16 protein-coding genes are annotated in these 13,753 nt (G+C 47.2%); 7 read left to right on the top strand and 9 right to left on the bottom strand.

The genetic code is table 11. The annotated features are described in order from the left end of the window. Positions 1-4: 4 nt before the first annotated feature. Genes I2F54_RS07225 through I2F54_RS07215 form a run of 3 tightly spaced genes read right to left on the bottom strand, consistent with a single transcriptional unit; the run spans position 5 to position 2,000 of the window. Positions 5-919: a DUF2156 domain-containing protein gene (locus tag I2F54_RS07225; protein WP_009121831.1), complete on the bottom strand. Its 915-nt coding sequence runs from the start codon at positions 917-919 to the stop codon at positions 5-7. Between the two features lie 50 nt (positions 920-969). Then, positions 970-1,665 (bottom strand): LrgB family protein, encoded by a 696-nt coding sequence (locus tag I2F54_RS07220; protein WP_009121832.1) that lies wholly within the window; start codon positions 1,663-1,665, stop codon positions 970-972. Next, positions 1,662-2,000, bottom strand: a complete 339-nt coding sequence (locus tag I2F54_RS07215) for a CidA/LrgA family protein (protein WP_009121833.1) — start codon at positions 1,998-2,000, stop codon at positions 1,662-1,664. The genes I2F54_RS07220 and I2F54_RS07215 overlap by 4 nt, the downstream gene beginning before the upstream one ends. A 231-nt stretch (positions 2,001-2,231) precedes the next feature. Between I2F54_RS07215 and pta the strand changes: the two genes are divergently transcribed. The 3 genes from pta to I2F54_RS07200 all read left to right on the top strand — a co-directional run bounded on the left by pta (position 2,232) and on the right by I2F54_RS07200 (position 6,030). After that, on the top strand, positions 2,232-3,248 hold the full coding sequence (gene pta, locus I2F54_RS07210) for a phosphate acetyltransferase (protein ID WP_009121834.1): 1,017 nt from the start codon (positions 2,232-2,234) through the stop codon (positions 3,246-3,248). An 18-nt stretch (positions 3,249-3,266) separates the two neighbouring features. Then, positions 3,267-4,463, top strand: a complete 1,197-nt coding sequence (locus I2F54_RS07205) for an acetate kinase (protein WP_195500866.1) — start codon at positions 3,267-3,269, stop codon at positions 4,461-4,463. Positions 4,464-4,629: 166 nt separating this feature from the next. After that, positions 4,630-6,030, top strand: a complete 1,401-nt coding sequence (locus tag I2F54_RS07200) for an alkaline phosphatase (RefSeq protein ID WP_087426688.1) — start codon at positions 4,630-4,632, stop codon at positions 6,028-6,030. Between the two features lie 56 nt (positions 6,031-6,086). On the opposite strand, the gene I2F54_RS07195 is transcribed toward I2F54_RS07200, so the two are convergent. From I2F54_RS07195 to efp, 6 genes are all read right to left on the bottom strand, one after another. After that, positions 6,087-6,296: a hypothetical protein gene (locus I2F54_RS07195; protein WP_009121837.1), complete on the bottom strand. Its 210-nt coding sequence runs from the start codon at positions 6,294-6,296 to the stop codon at positions 6,087-6,089. Between the two features lie 124 nt (positions 6,297-6,420). Continuing rightward, complete coding sequence (locus I2F54_RS07190; protein WP_009121838.1) at positions 6,421-7,185, bottom strand: UDP-2,3-diacylglucosamine diphosphatase; 765 nt, start codon at positions 7,183-7,185, stop codon at positions 6,421-6,423. Positions 7,186-7,207: 22 nt separating this feature from the next. Next, positions 7,208-7,519 carry a metal-sulfur cluster assembly factor gene (locus I2F54_RS07185; protein WP_009121839.1) on the bottom strand — a complete coding sequence of 104 codons (312 nt, stop codon included), beginning with the start codon at positions 7,517-7,519 and terminating at the stop codon, positions 7,208-7,210. A gap of 75 nt (positions 7,520-7,594) precedes the next feature. Continuing rightward, positions 7,595-8,281 carry a RadC family protein gene (gene radC, locus I2F54_RS07180; RefSeq protein ID WP_195500865.1) on the bottom strand — a complete coding sequence of 229 codons (687 nt, stop codon included), beginning with the start codon at positions 8,279-8,281 and terminating at the stop codon, positions 7,595-7,597. Positions 8,282-8,320: 39 nt separating this feature from the next. Beyond that, entirely contained in the window at positions 8,321-9,310 is a 990-nt protein-coding gene (locus tag I2F54_RS07175) for a glycosyltransferase family 2 protein (RefSeq protein ID WP_009121841.1), read from the bottom strand. 453 nt (positions 9,311-9,763) lie between these two features. Beyond that, positions 9,764-10,330: an elongation factor P gene (gene efp, locus I2F54_RS07170; RefSeq protein WP_009121842.1), complete on the bottom strand. Its 567-nt coding sequence runs from the start codon at positions 10,328-10,330 to the stop codon at positions 9,764-9,766. 191 nt (positions 10,331-10,521) lie between these two features. Between efp and rpmH the strand changes: the two genes are divergently transcribed. The 4 genes from rpmH to I2F54_RS07150 all read left to right on the top strand — a co-directional run bounded on the left by rpmH (position 10,522) and on the right by I2F54_RS07150 (position 13,662). Next, positions 10,522-10,683: a 50S ribosomal protein L34 gene (gene rpmH, locus I2F54_RS07165; RefSeq protein ID WP_004292199.1), complete on the top strand. Its 162-nt coding sequence runs from the start codon at positions 10,522-10,524 to the stop codon at positions 10,681-10,683. A 223-nt stretch (positions 10,684-10,906) separates the two neighbouring features. Beyond that, a complete protein-coding gene (locus I2F54_RS07160) occupies positions 10,907-11,560 on the top strand; it encodes a PASTA domain-containing protein (protein ID WP_009121843.1) in 654 nt (217 codons plus the stop codon). A gap of 60 nt (positions 11,561-11,620) precedes the next feature. Beyond that, positions 11,621-12,691, top strand: coding sequence for an RluA family pseudouridine synthase (locus tag I2F54_RS07155; RefSeq protein WP_009121844.1), 1,071 nt, complete (start codon positions 11,621-11,623; stop codon positions 12,689-12,691). Beyond that, on the top strand, positions 12,688-13,662 hold the full coding sequence (locus tag I2F54_RS07150) for a D-alanine--D-alanine ligase (protein WP_195500864.1): 975 nt from the start codon (positions 12,688-12,690) through the stop codon (positions 13,660-13,662). Before I2F54_RS07155 ends, I2F54_RS07150 begins: the two co-directional genes overlap by 4 nt. Positions 13,663-13,753: the final 91 nt, after the last annotated feature.

Raw genomic sequence — 13,753 nt, 5'->3', positions numbered from 1 at the left:
TGATTTACCACTTGATAGCCTCTACCGGCTGTTCTTTTAAGCAAGCGATATATTTCTCCAGGATAATGGCGGGCTGATAGGAGAGCTTTGCTTTCCGCAGTCCTTCAATGCCCAAGTCCTCTTCCCGGTTGATGTAAATATATTGTTCCGGGATGTGGTTGGCGAATTCGTAATTAATCATGGCATAAGCGCCGTCTATACGGGTGTCGGCCTTTTCTACATGCACTCCGAATGTGTCCTGGTTGATAGGCATGCCGAATGTAAAAGCCGCAATCTTGCCCTCTACATGGAGAATGCCGCCCGTCAGTCCTAACGCGTCAAAGTTATGCAGGGCGTATATCAATGCGCGACGTTCGTTGCCTGTACCTTCATGCTGGTCGCAGTTGTTGACTTTGCACCATTCCGCTTCCAAATCGAGGCACTCTTGAATACGGTCGGCTGTAATGGGAGTATATTCGTAATTATAAGTCTTTTTGAATTTGTTGATATGATTCCGTTTGGCCTGAAACTTTTTGCCGGACAAGGTGGCGAGGTCAGAGCGCAGATATACGTAATCGGCGTAATCCCTGTCCGCTGTGAAGTGGAACCTGCCGGGCATGAAAGTTTCCAGTTCGGAACACATTCCGGCGCAGATACCCAACAGGCAAAAAGGCTCTCCCTCCTGATTGGCATCCTCTATCAGCGCGTCCAGCACTTTGTTTAAATCACCGTTACCGATAGGCATCATATATACAAGCTCTCCGTCTGCCCAGAATTTCAATAACAGGAAACCGTCCATAATGGCAAACTTAGTGTTGTATAAGAAGCGCCAACTGCACAGGTTGGAGAATGAAAGGTCGCAGTTGCGTCGCGGACTGTTCAGAGTAAAGGAAGTAATCAGGTCTTTGTCTTTTAGTTCGATATCTTTAAATGGAATCATAAATAATTTCTATTGGTTAAGAATATAATAACAAAAATAAGAAGATTTTGTTAGAGTAACCCTAACAATCGTAAAATAGTTGGGGTTAACAAGGCCGTAAATATTCCGTTAAGCGTCAGTCCGAGGCTGGCAAACGCACCGTATTTGCTGCTGATGTCCATTGCTGTGGACGTGCCGACAGCATGGGCGGCTGCCCCTAAGGAAAGTCCTTGCGCCATGGGGCTCCCGATATGGGTGAGTTTCATTGTCTTGAAGCCGAGTATTCCGCCCAACAGACCTACGCAAACCACTACGGCGGCAGTCAGTGCGGGAATGCCGCCTATTGATTTCGTAACTTCCATGGCTATCGGGGTGGTAACGGATTTTGGAGCCAGCGAGTAAATAATCTCGTCGGAAGCTCCCATCAGTTTCGCTATCAGGACTACGGAGATAACTCCTACAATACATCCGGCCAATTGTGAAAGCAGGATAGGCAGCAATTGTTTTTTGATGGTCTCCAATTGCAGATACAAAGGAACGCCCAGTGCGACGACGGCCGGTTTGAGCCAGAATTCAATCAGATGTCCGCCTTTGTTATAAGTGTCATAACTGATATTTGTCATTTTCAGGAAAATGATAAGTATGGCGATAGTGAGCAAGATGGGGTTCAGCAGCATGATTCCTGTCTTCTTTTGAAGAAGCTTGGCTAAGAAGAATATCCCGAAAGTAATAGCCAGCAGGAAGAATTCGTTTTCTAAAAAGTTCATTTGATTTTACGTGTTAATTGGTGAACCCATCCGGTAACCACGAGTACCAACAGGGTGCTGACTAATGAGGCGATGACAATAGGCCAGAATTCGGCGGCGATAATGTCGAAATAGAGCATGAGGGCTACACCGGGCGGAATGAAGAAGAATCCCAGGTTAGCAACTAAAAAGTCGGACATTCCCTGCACCCAGTGCAGTTTTATCCAACCCAACTTTAAGAAAAGGGTGAGCAGCAGCATGCCGATGATGCTGGACGGAAGTTTGATACCCGTTAAGAATACAATCAATTCACCCAAAGCCAAACATCCGAAAAGGATGGCGCATTGACGGATCATAATACCTGATTATTAAATAATACCTACCTGTTGAAAACATTGAAAACGCTGCAAAGTTAGCTATTTGGAGTGAGGAACTATCCCGTAAATCATCTGTTAGTGTTAAATATTATAATAATTCTCATTTGATGTAGAAAAAGCCTCGAAATTGCAATGTGTATATTGCAAAATTGTGTACTTTTGCGGCGTGAATAACACGAACTACCGATTCTTATACACAATTAAAATATCATGCAAAGATTAATTAATGAAATTTTAGAGCGTGCGAAAGCCGATCGCCAACGCATTGTTCTTCCTGAAGGTACGGAAGAACGCACATTGAAAGCTGCCAATCAAATTTTGACAGATGGTATTGCAGACCTGATTCTTTTGGGCAATCCTGCTGAAATCAACGCTTGTGCAACGGAGTGGGGGCTTGGTAATATTTCCAAGGCGACCATTATCGATCCGGAAAACAATCCGAGATTGGAAGAATACGCACAGTTGCTGTTCGAGTTACGTAAGAAAAAAGGCATGACCATTGAAGAAGCTCGTAAGCTGGCAACCAATCCGCTTTATCTGGGCTGTTTGATTATCAAGAACGGTGATGCGGACGGTCAGTTGGCCGGTGCGCGCAATACTACCGGCGATGTGCTTCGTCCGGCTTTGCAGATTATCAAGACGGCTCCCGGCATTACTTGTGTTTCCGGTGCGATGCTGTTGCTGACGCATGCTCCCGAATATGGTAAGAATGGTATTCTGGTAATGGGTGACGTTGCCGTAACTCCGGTTCCCGATGCTTCTCAATTGGCTCAAATCGCTGTTTGTACTGCACGTACGGCTAAGGCTGTCGCAGGTCTGGACCCGAAAGTGGCGCTGTTGAGTTTCTCTACGAAAGGTTCTGCAAAACACGAAGTGGTGGACAAAGTAGTGGAAGCTTTGAAGATTGCTAAAGAAATGGCTCCTGATATCGCTATCGACGGCGAATTGCAGGCTGACGCGGCGTTGGTTCCCGAAGTCGGCGCCAGCAAAGCTCCGGGTTCCGCTATTGCGGGTAATGCGAATGTACTCGTTGTTCCGAGCCTTGAAGTGGGTAATATCTCCTACAAATTGGTACAGCGCCTCGGACATGCCGATGCAGTCGGTCCGATTCTGCAAGGTATCGCACGTCCGGTAAACGACTTGTCGCGCGGCTGCTCTATCGAAGATGTTTACCGCATGATTGCGATTACTGCGAACCAGGCTATCGCCGCTAAACACACCAAATAACTTTAAATCTGATATAATATGAAAGTTTTAGTATTGAACTGCGGTAGCTCGTCCATCAAATACAAATTGTTTGATATGGACCACAAAGAGGTTATCGCTCAAGGTGGTATTGAAAAAATCGGGCTGAAAGGCTCCTTCCTGAAATTGACCTTGCCTGATGGCGAGAAAAAGATTCTGGAAAAAGACATACCGGAACACACCGTAGGTGTAGAATTTATCCTGAATACATTGATCAGCTCCGAATACGGCGCCATCAAGTCTTTGGACGAAATCAATGCGGTAGGCCACCGTATGGTACACGGAGGTGAGAAATTCAGCGAATCCGTATTGCTGACTCAGGAAGTGCTGGACGCGTTTACCGCTTGCAATGATTTGGCTCCGCTTCACAATCCCGCCAACCTGAAGGGTGTAAATGCGGTTTCCGCCATTCTGCCTGATGTTCCGCAGATCGGTGTGTTTGATACCGCTTTCCATCAGACAATGCCTGATTATGCATATATGTATGCTGTTCCTTACGAACTGTATGAAAAATATGGCGTTCGCCGTTATGGCTTCCACGGAACTTCTCATCGTTATGTATCAAAACGTGTGTGCGAATTCCTGGGTGTACAGCCGGAAGGAAAGAAAATCATTACCTGCCACATCGGTAACGGTGGCTCCGTCTCTGCCATTAAAGACGGCAAATGCATGGATACCAGCATGGGTCTGACTCCGTTGGAAGGTCTGATGATGGGTACTCGTAGCGGTGACATCGATGCCGGTGCCGTTACTTTCATCATGGATAAGGAAAATCTGGATGCAAACGGAGTATCCAATCTGCTGAACAAGAAGAGCGGCGTGATGGGTATTTTCGGTGAGTCAAGCGATATGCGCGACTTGGAGAATGCCGTAGCTGCCGGTAATCCGAGAGCTATTCTGGCAGAAAAGATGTACTTCTACCGCATCAAGAAGTATGTAGGCGCTTATGCCGCTGCTTTGGGCGGTGTGGATATCATCGTATTTACAGGCGGTGTTGGCGAGAACCAGTGCAATTGCCGCAGCGAAGTATGCGAAGGTCTCGAATTTATGGGCATCAAGGTCGATTTGGAAAAGAACAAGGTTCGCGGTGAAGAAGCTGTAATCTCCACAGACGATTCTAAGGTGAAGGTAGTGGTTATCCCGACCGATGAAGAACTGATGATTGCTTCTGACACAATGGCTATCTTGAGCAAATAACAGTATTGTAATAAGGACTTGATACGAGTGCCGGAAACAGTCTTGACTGTTTCCGGCACTTTCTTTTTCATAACATCGTCATATATGAATGATTTAAAATTCTTATCTTTGTTTCCCTATAAAGGAAAAACACTGACATTACAGATAATTTTAAATAGAACAGTTTATGAAACGATTAATGTATGTATTGCTCTTTGTATTGCTGACGGGCGTATCCTATGCGCAGCAGGCAAAGTATGTATTCTATTTCATCGGTGATGGAATGGGAGTGAACCAGGTGAACGGTACGGAGATGTACCTGGCTGAACAAGAAGGACGTATCGGTGTAAAACCGCTTTTGTTTACGACCTTCCCGGTTGGTACCGTGGCTACGACTTTTTCCGCCACTAATTCCGTGACCGACTCTTCAGCGGCCGGTACGGCTCTTGCCACCGGTGCAAAGACATACAATGGGGCTATCGGTATGGACGATGATAAAAACGTCTTGCAGACAGTTGCCGAGAAAGCCAAGAAGTCCGGTAAGAAAGTAGGTGTCACTACCAGTGTCAGCGTAGACCACGCTACTCCGGCGGCGTTCTACGCTCACCAGCCCAACCGTAGCATGTATTACGAAATCGCGCTCGACTTGCCGAAAGCCGGTTTTGACTTTTATGCGGGCGGCGGCTTCCTGAAGCCTGCTACGACTGCCGATAAGAAAGAAGCGCCGAGTATCTTCCCCATTATGGAAGAAGCGGGTTATACGATTGCCCGCGGCTTGGACGAATACAAGACCAAAGCAGCGGATGCGAAGAAGATGATACTTATCCAGAAAGAGGGTGCCGTTCCATCTTGCCTTCCTTATGCTATTGACCGTGAAGAAGGCGACCTTACCTTACCGGAAATAACGGAAAGCGCCATTTCGTTCCTGACAAAAGGAAACAATAAAGGTTTCTTCCTTATGGTAGAAGGCGGCAAAATAGACTGGGCTTGCCACGGTAATGACCCTGCTACTGTTTTTGAAGAAGTTATCGATTTGGACAATGCGGTAAAGGTCGCCTATGAGTTCTACAAGAAGCACCCGAAAGAAACTCTGATTGTCGTAACCGCCGACCACGAAACCGGTGGCCTGGGGCTGGGCATCGGAAAGTATGAATTGCACTTGAAATCCCTGTTGAATCAGAAACAATCCCAAGACCTTCTTTCCAAAGCGATTACCGACTTGCGTAAAGAGAAATCCGGTAAGGCTTCATGGGATGAGGTAAAGGCGTTACTTGCCGATAAAATGGGCTTCTGGAAAGAGCTGCCTTTAACCTGGGAACAGGAAAAGATGCTTCGTGATGAATATGAAACGTCTTTCGTAAAAAACAAGATTGTTTTCGAGGAGAGCCTTTATGCCAAGACCGAGCCGTTGGCCGCCGCTGCCAAAAAGGTAATGAGCCAGATAGCCATGGTGGGATGGACCAGCTCCAGCCATACAGCCGGTTATGTTCCTGTTTTTGCAATAGGTGCGGGCTCCGGACTGTTTGTCGGCAAGATGGATAATACGGAAATTCCGAAACGCATTGCCAAAGCTGCCGGATATAAATAAGAAAAAGGGTCAGATAATAGAAATAGGGTGTCAAAACTATGATTGACACCCTATTTTCATTCTATCTCTTTTTTGATGATCTCATCCATTTCTTTAATGAGCTTTTTCCGTTCTTTGGCGGATTTTACTTTTTGCTCTTTATAGCCGAGGTCTGTCCGTTCGGAAACTTCCTCGCTCCATTCTTCAAATTTATTCTCTGCCGGGCGGCCGTTCGGGTCTATGTTCTCTTCGGCAATCGAATCGTTTCTGTAAATCATATCATCCATAACGCTTTTATTTTTTAATGGTTATGATGATACTACAAGATACCGGGCAAAAAGTTCCGGCTTTTTGTCCTTTTTCGTAATCATTTATAAGAATAAACGATTCTTGAAAGTCGAGATGGATGGTTTATAGTTTGGTCTCTCCTTCGATAAACTCCTCCAGGAAAAGGTTCTCACCGTCGAATACGGCATAAGAGAAATAATTTATCCAGTCGCCGAGGATAAGGACACGGGCGGTGGCGCTCAACATCAAATCCAGTTCGATGTGCCGGTGACCGTAGATGAAAAAGTTGATGTTCGGGTGGCTTTTCAGGTAATCTTTGGTATAGAGTACCAGATGCTCATTGTTCTCGCCCATGTAGTCGGGCTCTTTCCCGTCTATTCTTTTCAGACGGCTGTGCTTGGCCCACGTCAGTCCGAGCTCTACGCTCCAACGGGGATGCAGGGCGGAGAACAGAGTTTGAAGCGTACGGCTGTGGAACATGGTACGCAGCAGCTTGAATTTTTTATCCGGATCGCCCAGTCCGTCGCCATGGGCCAGGTAGAACTCTTTTCCGTAGATTTCCGTAGTGAGAGGCTCGCGGTGAATGATGATCCCGCATTCTTTAGTCAGATAATCTCCGCACCAGATGTCGTGATTGCCGGTGAAGAAGTGTACTTCCACGCCCATATCCGTCAGTTCGGACAACTTGCCGAGAAAGCGGGTGTAGCCTTTGGGCACGACCGTGCGGAATTCGTACCAGAAGTCGAACATGTCGCCCAGCAAATATACGGCAGCCGCCTTATGTTTGATACTGTCGAGGAAGTTGACTAACCGTCGTTCCTGTGTCCGTCCGTGCTCGATGGCCCGTGAACCCAGGTGTGCGTCTGATAGGAAATATACGTTCTTCATTTATACACAGTTCCGTTATTCGTTAGAGAAAACCCAATTCCAGTTTGGCTTCTTCGCTCATCATGTCCTTGTCCCATTCGGGTTCGAATACCAGGTTGATGGTGGCGGAATTCACTCCGTCTATCGATTCTATCTTCTGGCGGACATCCTCCATGATGAAGTCTGCGGCGGGGCAGTTGGGAGCCGTCAGGGTCATGTCGATGGTTGCGTCGCCGCTGTCGGCAACATCTATTTTGTAGATGAGCCCCAGATCGTACACGTTTACCGGAATCTCCGGGTCGAATACGGTTTTCAGCATGGCAACTATTTTCTCTTCTATTTCAAATTTGGTCATATTCGTACGGTTTGTTGGTTTAGCGAAGCAAATCTAAAGATTTTAATTGAAACTACAAAGAATGTACACACTACATTACAGCGCTCCTTCGTCATTAAAACTGTAATATCTGCCGTCTGTGACTATAACGTGGTCAATCAGGCGGATGTTCATGGTTTGCGCGCCTTTCTGTATGAACTGCGTCAGCCGGCGGTCGTTCATGCTGGGATGCGGGTTTCCCGAAGGATGGTTGTGTATCAGCGCAATCTGTGTAGCGCGTTGCAGCAATGCTTCGCGCAGGATGCTTCTTACATCGGCGCTGGTTTGGTCGATGCCGCTCCGGCTGATTCGTACCTTATCGATGACACGGGAAGCCTGGTTGAGCAGGAGCACCCAGAACTCTTCTATGGTGAGGTCGCACAACAGCGGATGGAAGATTTCGTAGATGTCGTTGGACGAGTGTATCACGGCGCGTTCCGGATGCTCTTGCTGTCTTCTGCGTTTACCCAGTTCGAGGGCGGCCATGATGGCGATGCTTTTGGCGGGTCCGAGACCTTTGAAGCGGGAGAAGTCTCGTACTTCCCATTTCCCTAATTGGTTCAGGTCGTTGTTGCAGCAGGCAAGTGTCCGCTGCATCAGTGCTACGGCACTTTCTTCGGTGTTTCCCGAGCCGATAAGTATGGCCAGCAGCTCTGCGTCGCTCAGGGCTTCCGCGCCTTTCAGCATCATTTTCTCCCGCGGACGGTCTTCGGCTGCCCACCGGTTGATTGTTAATTTCTCCATGCCTTTTCTTCTTACCGCCTGCAGCTCCTTCACTGCCCGTTATTTATAAAAGTTCTTCTTGAATGCCTCAAACTCGTCTTTACCGAGTATGCAGCGGTTCCACCAGGCACGCCAAAAACCGGTTCCGTATCCGATAAGCTGGATGAAAGATGCGGCGATGGAATAGATGCCGATGCGCAGGCTCTTGTTCCGGATAGCGGAATCCGTGCAGACAAGTAACGCATACAACGCGATCGGAAGCAGGCTGTACGGACAGAAGAGCGCGCCTGCCAGCAGTACGGCTACTCCTAATGTGAATACGGCCGGCAGCAGGTGAACTATTTTTAGAGATTCAGGATATTTCTTGTAGAGGTTGATGCGGGCAATGCCGGAGTTGTGTACCTGCTTGAAGAACTTCTTCAAGTCCGTCCGCCGTTTATGATATACCCATGCTCCGGGAAATAGCCTGCATTGATATCCGCCTTTGAAGATGCGGATGCTGAAATCGATGTCTTCTCCGAAACGCATCCGTGAAAAGCCGCCGAGCGTTTCGTAAACCTCACGGCGTACGCCCATATTGAAGCTTCGCGGATAGAACTTGTCCATCTTCTTCTTCCCGCCGCGGATGCCGCCGGTAGTGAAGAACGAAGTCATGGAGTAGTTGATGGCTTTCTGTATATCGGTAAACGATGCATGCGCCCGGTCCGGTCCGCCAAAAGCGTCGGCGGGGGCTTTCCGCAACTCTTCTTCCACCGCCGCAAAATAGCCTTCGGGAAGGATGCAGTCGGAGTCGAGTATAATCAGGTATTCCCCCCGGCTGCGTTCGGCGCCGTAATTGCGCGTTTGCCCCGGCCCGGAATTGGGTTTGGCGTAATAATGGATATCCAGCATGTTCTGATAACGGTCTGCGATGTCCTTGCAAGGAACGGAAGAGCCGTCCTCTGCAATGATGACTTCAAAATCCTTAAAGCTTTGCCGGGTAAGGCTTTGCAGGAGTTCGTCCACTTCATCGGGGCGGTTGTATACGGGGATGATAACGGAGTATCGCATATCTCTGTGTCTTTTTCTTTATCGGGTTGCGGAAGTTGATGTTGCAAAGATACGCTTTTATTTGGTGATAGATAGGGGATGGTACAATAAATAACAAGAGGCCGCATCGTCAGTCATAATTCGTCAGACGGATGTCATCCTTTCGTTCAACAACTGTTGCCCGTTCGTTAGACAACTGTCTAACGAACGGGCAACGGCTGTCTAACGAATTAGCATGTAGTATTAAAGATACTGATAAGTCCGATGGGAACGCATAAATCCTGCGAATGTTGTTATTAGGAACTAAATCCGATGGACACGACAAATTCCGGTTCCGGCATTCCTCAGGCATGTCGGTTATGGCCTTACATTGCTCGGTTCGTGGCGGCGTTTTTATCGCCATGTGCTGTAAAAAGAAAAAGCCTGTCGGGGCGAACTGTCCCGACAGGCTTCCAACTATTTAAAGAAGGAGTTTTATACTTTTACGCGACCTACGTAAGAACCGTCACGAGTATCGATTTCGATGGTTTCGCCTTCGTTGATGAACAACGGTACGCGTACTGTCGCGCCTGATTCTACTGTTGCGGGTTTCAGGGTGTTGGTAGCTGTATCGCCTTTCAATCCCGGTTCGGTGTATGTAATCTTCTGCTGAATCTTCACAGGTACGTCGGCATACAGAACCGTTTCGGTAGAAGCATCGGATACCACGTCTACAACCATTCCTTCCAACAAGAAGTCTACGCCGTTAATCAAGTCGTGAGCGATAGGAATTTGGTCGAAAGTTTCCTGGTTCATAAACTGGTAGTTGTCGCCGTCATGATAGAGATATTGATGGGGACGACGTTCTACGCGTACGTCTTCCAGCTTTTCGCCGATGTTGAAGCGGCGTTCAAGAACATAGCCGTTGACTACATCTTTCAGCTTGGTACGCATGAAAGTATTACCTTTTCCCGGTTTTACATGCAGGAATTCGATGCAGAAATACAGTTTGCCGTCCATGCGGATGCAAGTTCCGTTTTTAATGTCTTGGGCATTAATCATACTTTTATAGTCTTTATTATTATTATGTTATTAAGATGTTTCCCTTGATTTGCGGGTGCAAAAGTAATGGAAATCGGTAAAAAACACAAAAAGTTTTGAGATAAAATGAGTTATCTCTTGGTTATTTTAGAAAAAGTCTCTATTTTTGCAGCCCGATTACGTAGAATAATAACATAAAACAAGATACAGTAATGAAAAGAACATTTCAACCTTCTAACAGAAAGAGAAAAAACAAACACGGATTCCGTGAGAGAATGGCTACAGCCAATGGTCGTAGAGTATTGGCCGCACGTCGTGCCAAAGGCAGAAAGAAACTGACTGTTTCTGACGAATACAACGGAGTGAAGGCGTAAGTCATTCCTTTTGATAGAGAAATAAGAAAGCCGCAAAGGACTGGTGACAGTGTTTTGCGGCTTTTCTTTTGTGAAACTTTCAAGAAAACATCATTGCAATGCGCCTAAATTGCATTATCTTTGCAACAAAAGCGAAGATAAACCGCACCTCGGCATAAAAAATGAACAAGTTCTTTTATTCTGCTCTCTGTTTGCATTATCTTTGCACCAAATTGTAGTGATTATGACTATAAAGGAATTTTTTTCTTTCCGGCAGAACAAATACTTCTGGATAAACGTCATGGCAATGATTGTTGTGGTAGCCTTGTTGCTGTTCGGAACTTTAAAAGGAATAGATATATATACCCGCCACGGTGAGGCTGTGGTAGTACCTGATGTGAAGGGCATGACGGTAGCGGAAGCCGGAACGGTGTTCGGTAACCGGGGGCTGGCCTGTGTCGTTTCCGATTCCACTTACGTCAAGGACAAACCTGCCGGCTGCATTTTGGACTATAATCCGGCCGCCGGACAAAAGGTGAAAGAAGGCCGCATCATTTATCTGACAATCAATGCCATCAATATACCTTTGCAGGCTGTTCCCGATGTGGCGGATAACAGTTCCTTGCGTCAGGCCGAAGCGCGCATTCTGGCTTCGGGCTTCAAGCTGAACGACATCGAATACATGGCAGGTGAAAAGGACTGGGTATATGGCGTGAAGTATCAGGGGCGCATGCTCGCCATCGATGAAAAAGTGCCTATGGGCGCAACGCTGACTTTGATGGTGGGCAATGGTGACAGAGAGGTACTGGAAAGCGATTCTTTGTCCGCGAATAACGGAACGGAGACTCAGGAACCGGTTGGTTCCGAAGGTTCTGCGGCCGATGAGTCTTGGTTTTGAATTTAACGCAGGTAGGTGTACGGGAATGAAGCTGTCTTTAATTCTTAAAAAGGACAAACGATGATCGAAGAGTTACCGGACGACATAGAAAATGATGTACTGGACGATATAGAACCTGTCGGTGATGAGTCGCAGCTTTATGAGCACTTCCGCGTGGTAGTGGATAAAGGGCAGGAGATGATGCGTGTGGACAAATATCTGTTCGACCGTCTGACCAATGCTTCGCGTAACCGTATACAGAAAGCCGCCGATGCCGGATTTGTGATGGCGAACGATAAGCCGGTCAAGAGCAGTTACAAAGTGAAACCTTTGGACGTGATAACGGTGATGATGGACCGTCCCCGTTACGAAAACGAGGTTATCCCCGAAGATATTCCCCTGGATATAGTGTATGAAGACAAGTACCTGATGGTTGTCAATAAGCCGGCGGGGCTGGTGGTACATCCCGGGCACGGGAATTATCACGGTACGCTCGTCAACGCCATCGCCTGGCACATGAAAGATATTCCCGATTACGATGCCAACGACCCGCATGTGGGGCTTGTGCACCGTATCGACAAAGATACGTCCGGTTTGCTGGTGATTGCCAAAACACCGGATGCCAAGACCAATCTCGGTCTGCAATTCTTCAATAAAACCACCAAACGCCGTTACCGTGCCCTCGTCTGGGGAAATGTGGAACAAGACGAAGGTACAATCATCGGTAATGTGGGGCGTAATCCTAAAGACCGTATGCAGATGACCGTTCTGCCCGATGACCAGGGTAAGCATGCCGTTACCCATTATCGTGTGCTGGAACGCCTGGGGTATGTGACGCTTGTGGAGTGTATCCTCGAAACAGGCCGTACCCATCAAATCCGTGTGCACATGAAGCATATCGGACATATCCTCTTTAATGATGAACGCTATGGCGGCCATGAGATTCTGAAAGGGACCCATTTTGCCAAATACAAACAGTTTGTAAACAATTGCTTTGATACTTGTCCGCGGCAGGCGCTTCATGCCATGACGCTGGGGTTCGTACATCCCGTCACCGGGGAGGAAATGTACTTTACCTCGGAGTTGCCGGATGATATGAGTCGGCTGATTGATAAGTGGAGAGGCTATATTAGTAATAGAGAATTAGAATGAAACGCACAATTGCTATTGTATGCGGAGGAGACACTTCCGAATTCGAAGTTTCCCTGCGTAGTGCACAAGGAATCTACTCCTTCATCGACAAGGAGAGGTACACATTATATATAGTAGAGATGCAGGGGCCGGACTGGCACGTGCAGCTTCCCGACGGTACGAAAGCTCCGGTAGACCGTAATGATTTCAGCTTCCGGCTGAACGGCGCGAAGGTTGTATTCGACTTTGCATATATCACCATTCACGGAACTCCGGGTGAGGACGGGCGTTTGCAGGGATATTTCGATATGCTTCATATACCTTATTCCTGTTGCGGAGTGCTTGCGGCCGCACTGACGTATGATAAGTTTGCCTGCAATCAATATCTGAAAACGTTCGGTGTGCGTATCGCCGACTCTTTGCTGCTTCGCCAGGGGCAGTCTGTTTCCGACGAAGATGTGATTGAGAAGATAGGCTTGCCTTGTTTCATCAAGCCCAGTCTGGGCGGTTCCAGCTTCGGGGTGACGAAGGTAAATACGAAAGAGCAGATACAACCTGCCGTTGCAAAGGCTTTCGCCGAAGCGAAAGAAGTCTTGGTGGAGGCTTTTATGGAAGGTATGGAGATTACTTGCGGTTGCTACAAGACCAAAGAAAAGTCTGTGGTGTTCCCTATTACGGAAGTGGTATCGCATAATGAGTATTTTGACTATAAAGCCAAATATAACGGTGAGTCGGACGAAATAACTCCGGCACGCATTCCCGATGAACTGCGCGACCGCGTGCAGAAACTTACTTCCGCCATTTATGATATCCTCGGAGCTTCCGGAATTATCCGCGTAGACTATATCATTACCGAAGGAAAGAAAATAAATCTGCTGGAAGTAAACACTACTCCGGGTATGACCGCTACCAGTTTTATCCCGCAGCAGGTACGTGCGGCGAACCTGGATATTAAAGATGTAATGACAGATATAATAGAAAACCAATTTTAGATATTAACTATTAGGTATCAACCGACTATTAGATGCCCGTTTATTAGTCTTGAAACCAAATGCTTATTGTTTAAAATTTAAAATTGCATAT

This window comes from Bacteroides clarus (assembly GCF_015555825.1).
Lineage (GTDB): Bacteria > Bacteroidota > Bacteroidia > Bacteroidales > Bacteroidaceae > Bacteroides > Bacteroides clarus.
This window is presented reverse-complemented; position numbering and strand designations above follow the sequence as displayed.

What these genes read in the sequence shown, in the direction of transcription:
- I2F54_RS07225 (WP_009121831.1), bottom strand. Translation starts at nt 919, where the DNA reads ATGATTCCATTTAAAGATATCGAACTAAAAGACAAAGACCTGATTACT.
- I2F54_RS07220 (WP_009121832.1), bottom strand. Translation starts at nt 1,665, where the DNA reads ATGAACTTTTTAGAAAACGAATTCTTCCTGCTGGCTATTACTTTCGGG.
- I2F54_RS07215 (WP_009121833.1), bottom strand. Translation starts at nt 2,000, where the DNA reads ATGATCCGTCAATGCGCCATCCTTTTCGGATGTTTGGCTTTGGGTGAA.
- pta (WP_009121834.1), top strand. Translation starts at nt 2,232, where the DNA reads ATGCAAAGATTAATTAATGAAATTTTAGAGCGTGCGAAAGCCGATCGC.
- I2F54_RS07205 (WP_195500866.1), top strand. Translation starts at nt 3,267, where the DNA reads ATGAAAGTTTTAGTATTGAACTGCGGTAGCTCGTCCATCAAATACAAA.
- I2F54_RS07200 (WP_087426688.1), top strand. Translation starts at nt 4,630, where the DNA reads ATGAAACGATTAATGTATGTATTGCTCTTTGTATTGCTGACGGGCGTA.
- I2F54_RS07195 (WP_009121837.1), bottom strand. Translation starts at nt 6,296, where the DNA reads ATGGATGATATGATTTACAGAAACGATTCGATTGCCGAAGAGAACATA.
- I2F54_RS07190 (WP_009121838.1), bottom strand. Translation starts at nt 7,185, where the DNA reads ATGAAGAACGTATATTTCCTATCAGACGCACACCTGGGTTCACGGGCC.
- I2F54_RS07185 (WP_009121839.1), bottom strand. Translation starts at nt 7,519, where the DNA reads ATGACCAAATTTGAAATAGAAGAGAAAATAGTTGCCATGCTGAAAACC.
- radC (WP_195500865.1), bottom strand. Translation starts at nt 8,281, where the DNA reads ATGGAGAAATTAACAATCAACCGGTGGGCAGCCGAAGACCGTCCGCGG.
- I2F54_RS07175 (WP_009121841.1), bottom strand. Translation starts at nt 9,310, where the DNA reads ATGCGATACTCCGTTATCATCCCCGTATACAACCGCCCCGATGAAGTG.
- efp (WP_009121842.1), bottom strand. Translation starts at nt 10,330, where the DNA reads ATGATTAATGCCCAAGACATTAAAAACGGAACTTGCATCCGCATGGAC.
- rpmH (WP_004292199.1), top strand. Translation starts at nt 10,522, where the DNA reads ATGAAAAGAACATTTCAACCTTCTAACAGAAAGAGAAAAAACAAACAC.
- I2F54_RS07160 (WP_009121843.1), top strand. Translation starts at nt 10,907, where the DNA reads ATGACTATAAAGGAATTTTTTTCTTTCCGGCAGAACAAATACTTCTGG.
- I2F54_RS07155 (WP_009121844.1), top strand. Translation starts at nt 11,621, where the DNA reads ATGATCGAAGAGTTACCGGACGACATAGAAAATGATGTACTGGACGAT.
- I2F54_RS07150 (WP_195500864.1), top strand. Translation starts at nt 12,688, where the DNA reads ATGAAACGCACAATTGCTATTGTATGCGGAGGAGACACTTCCGAATTC.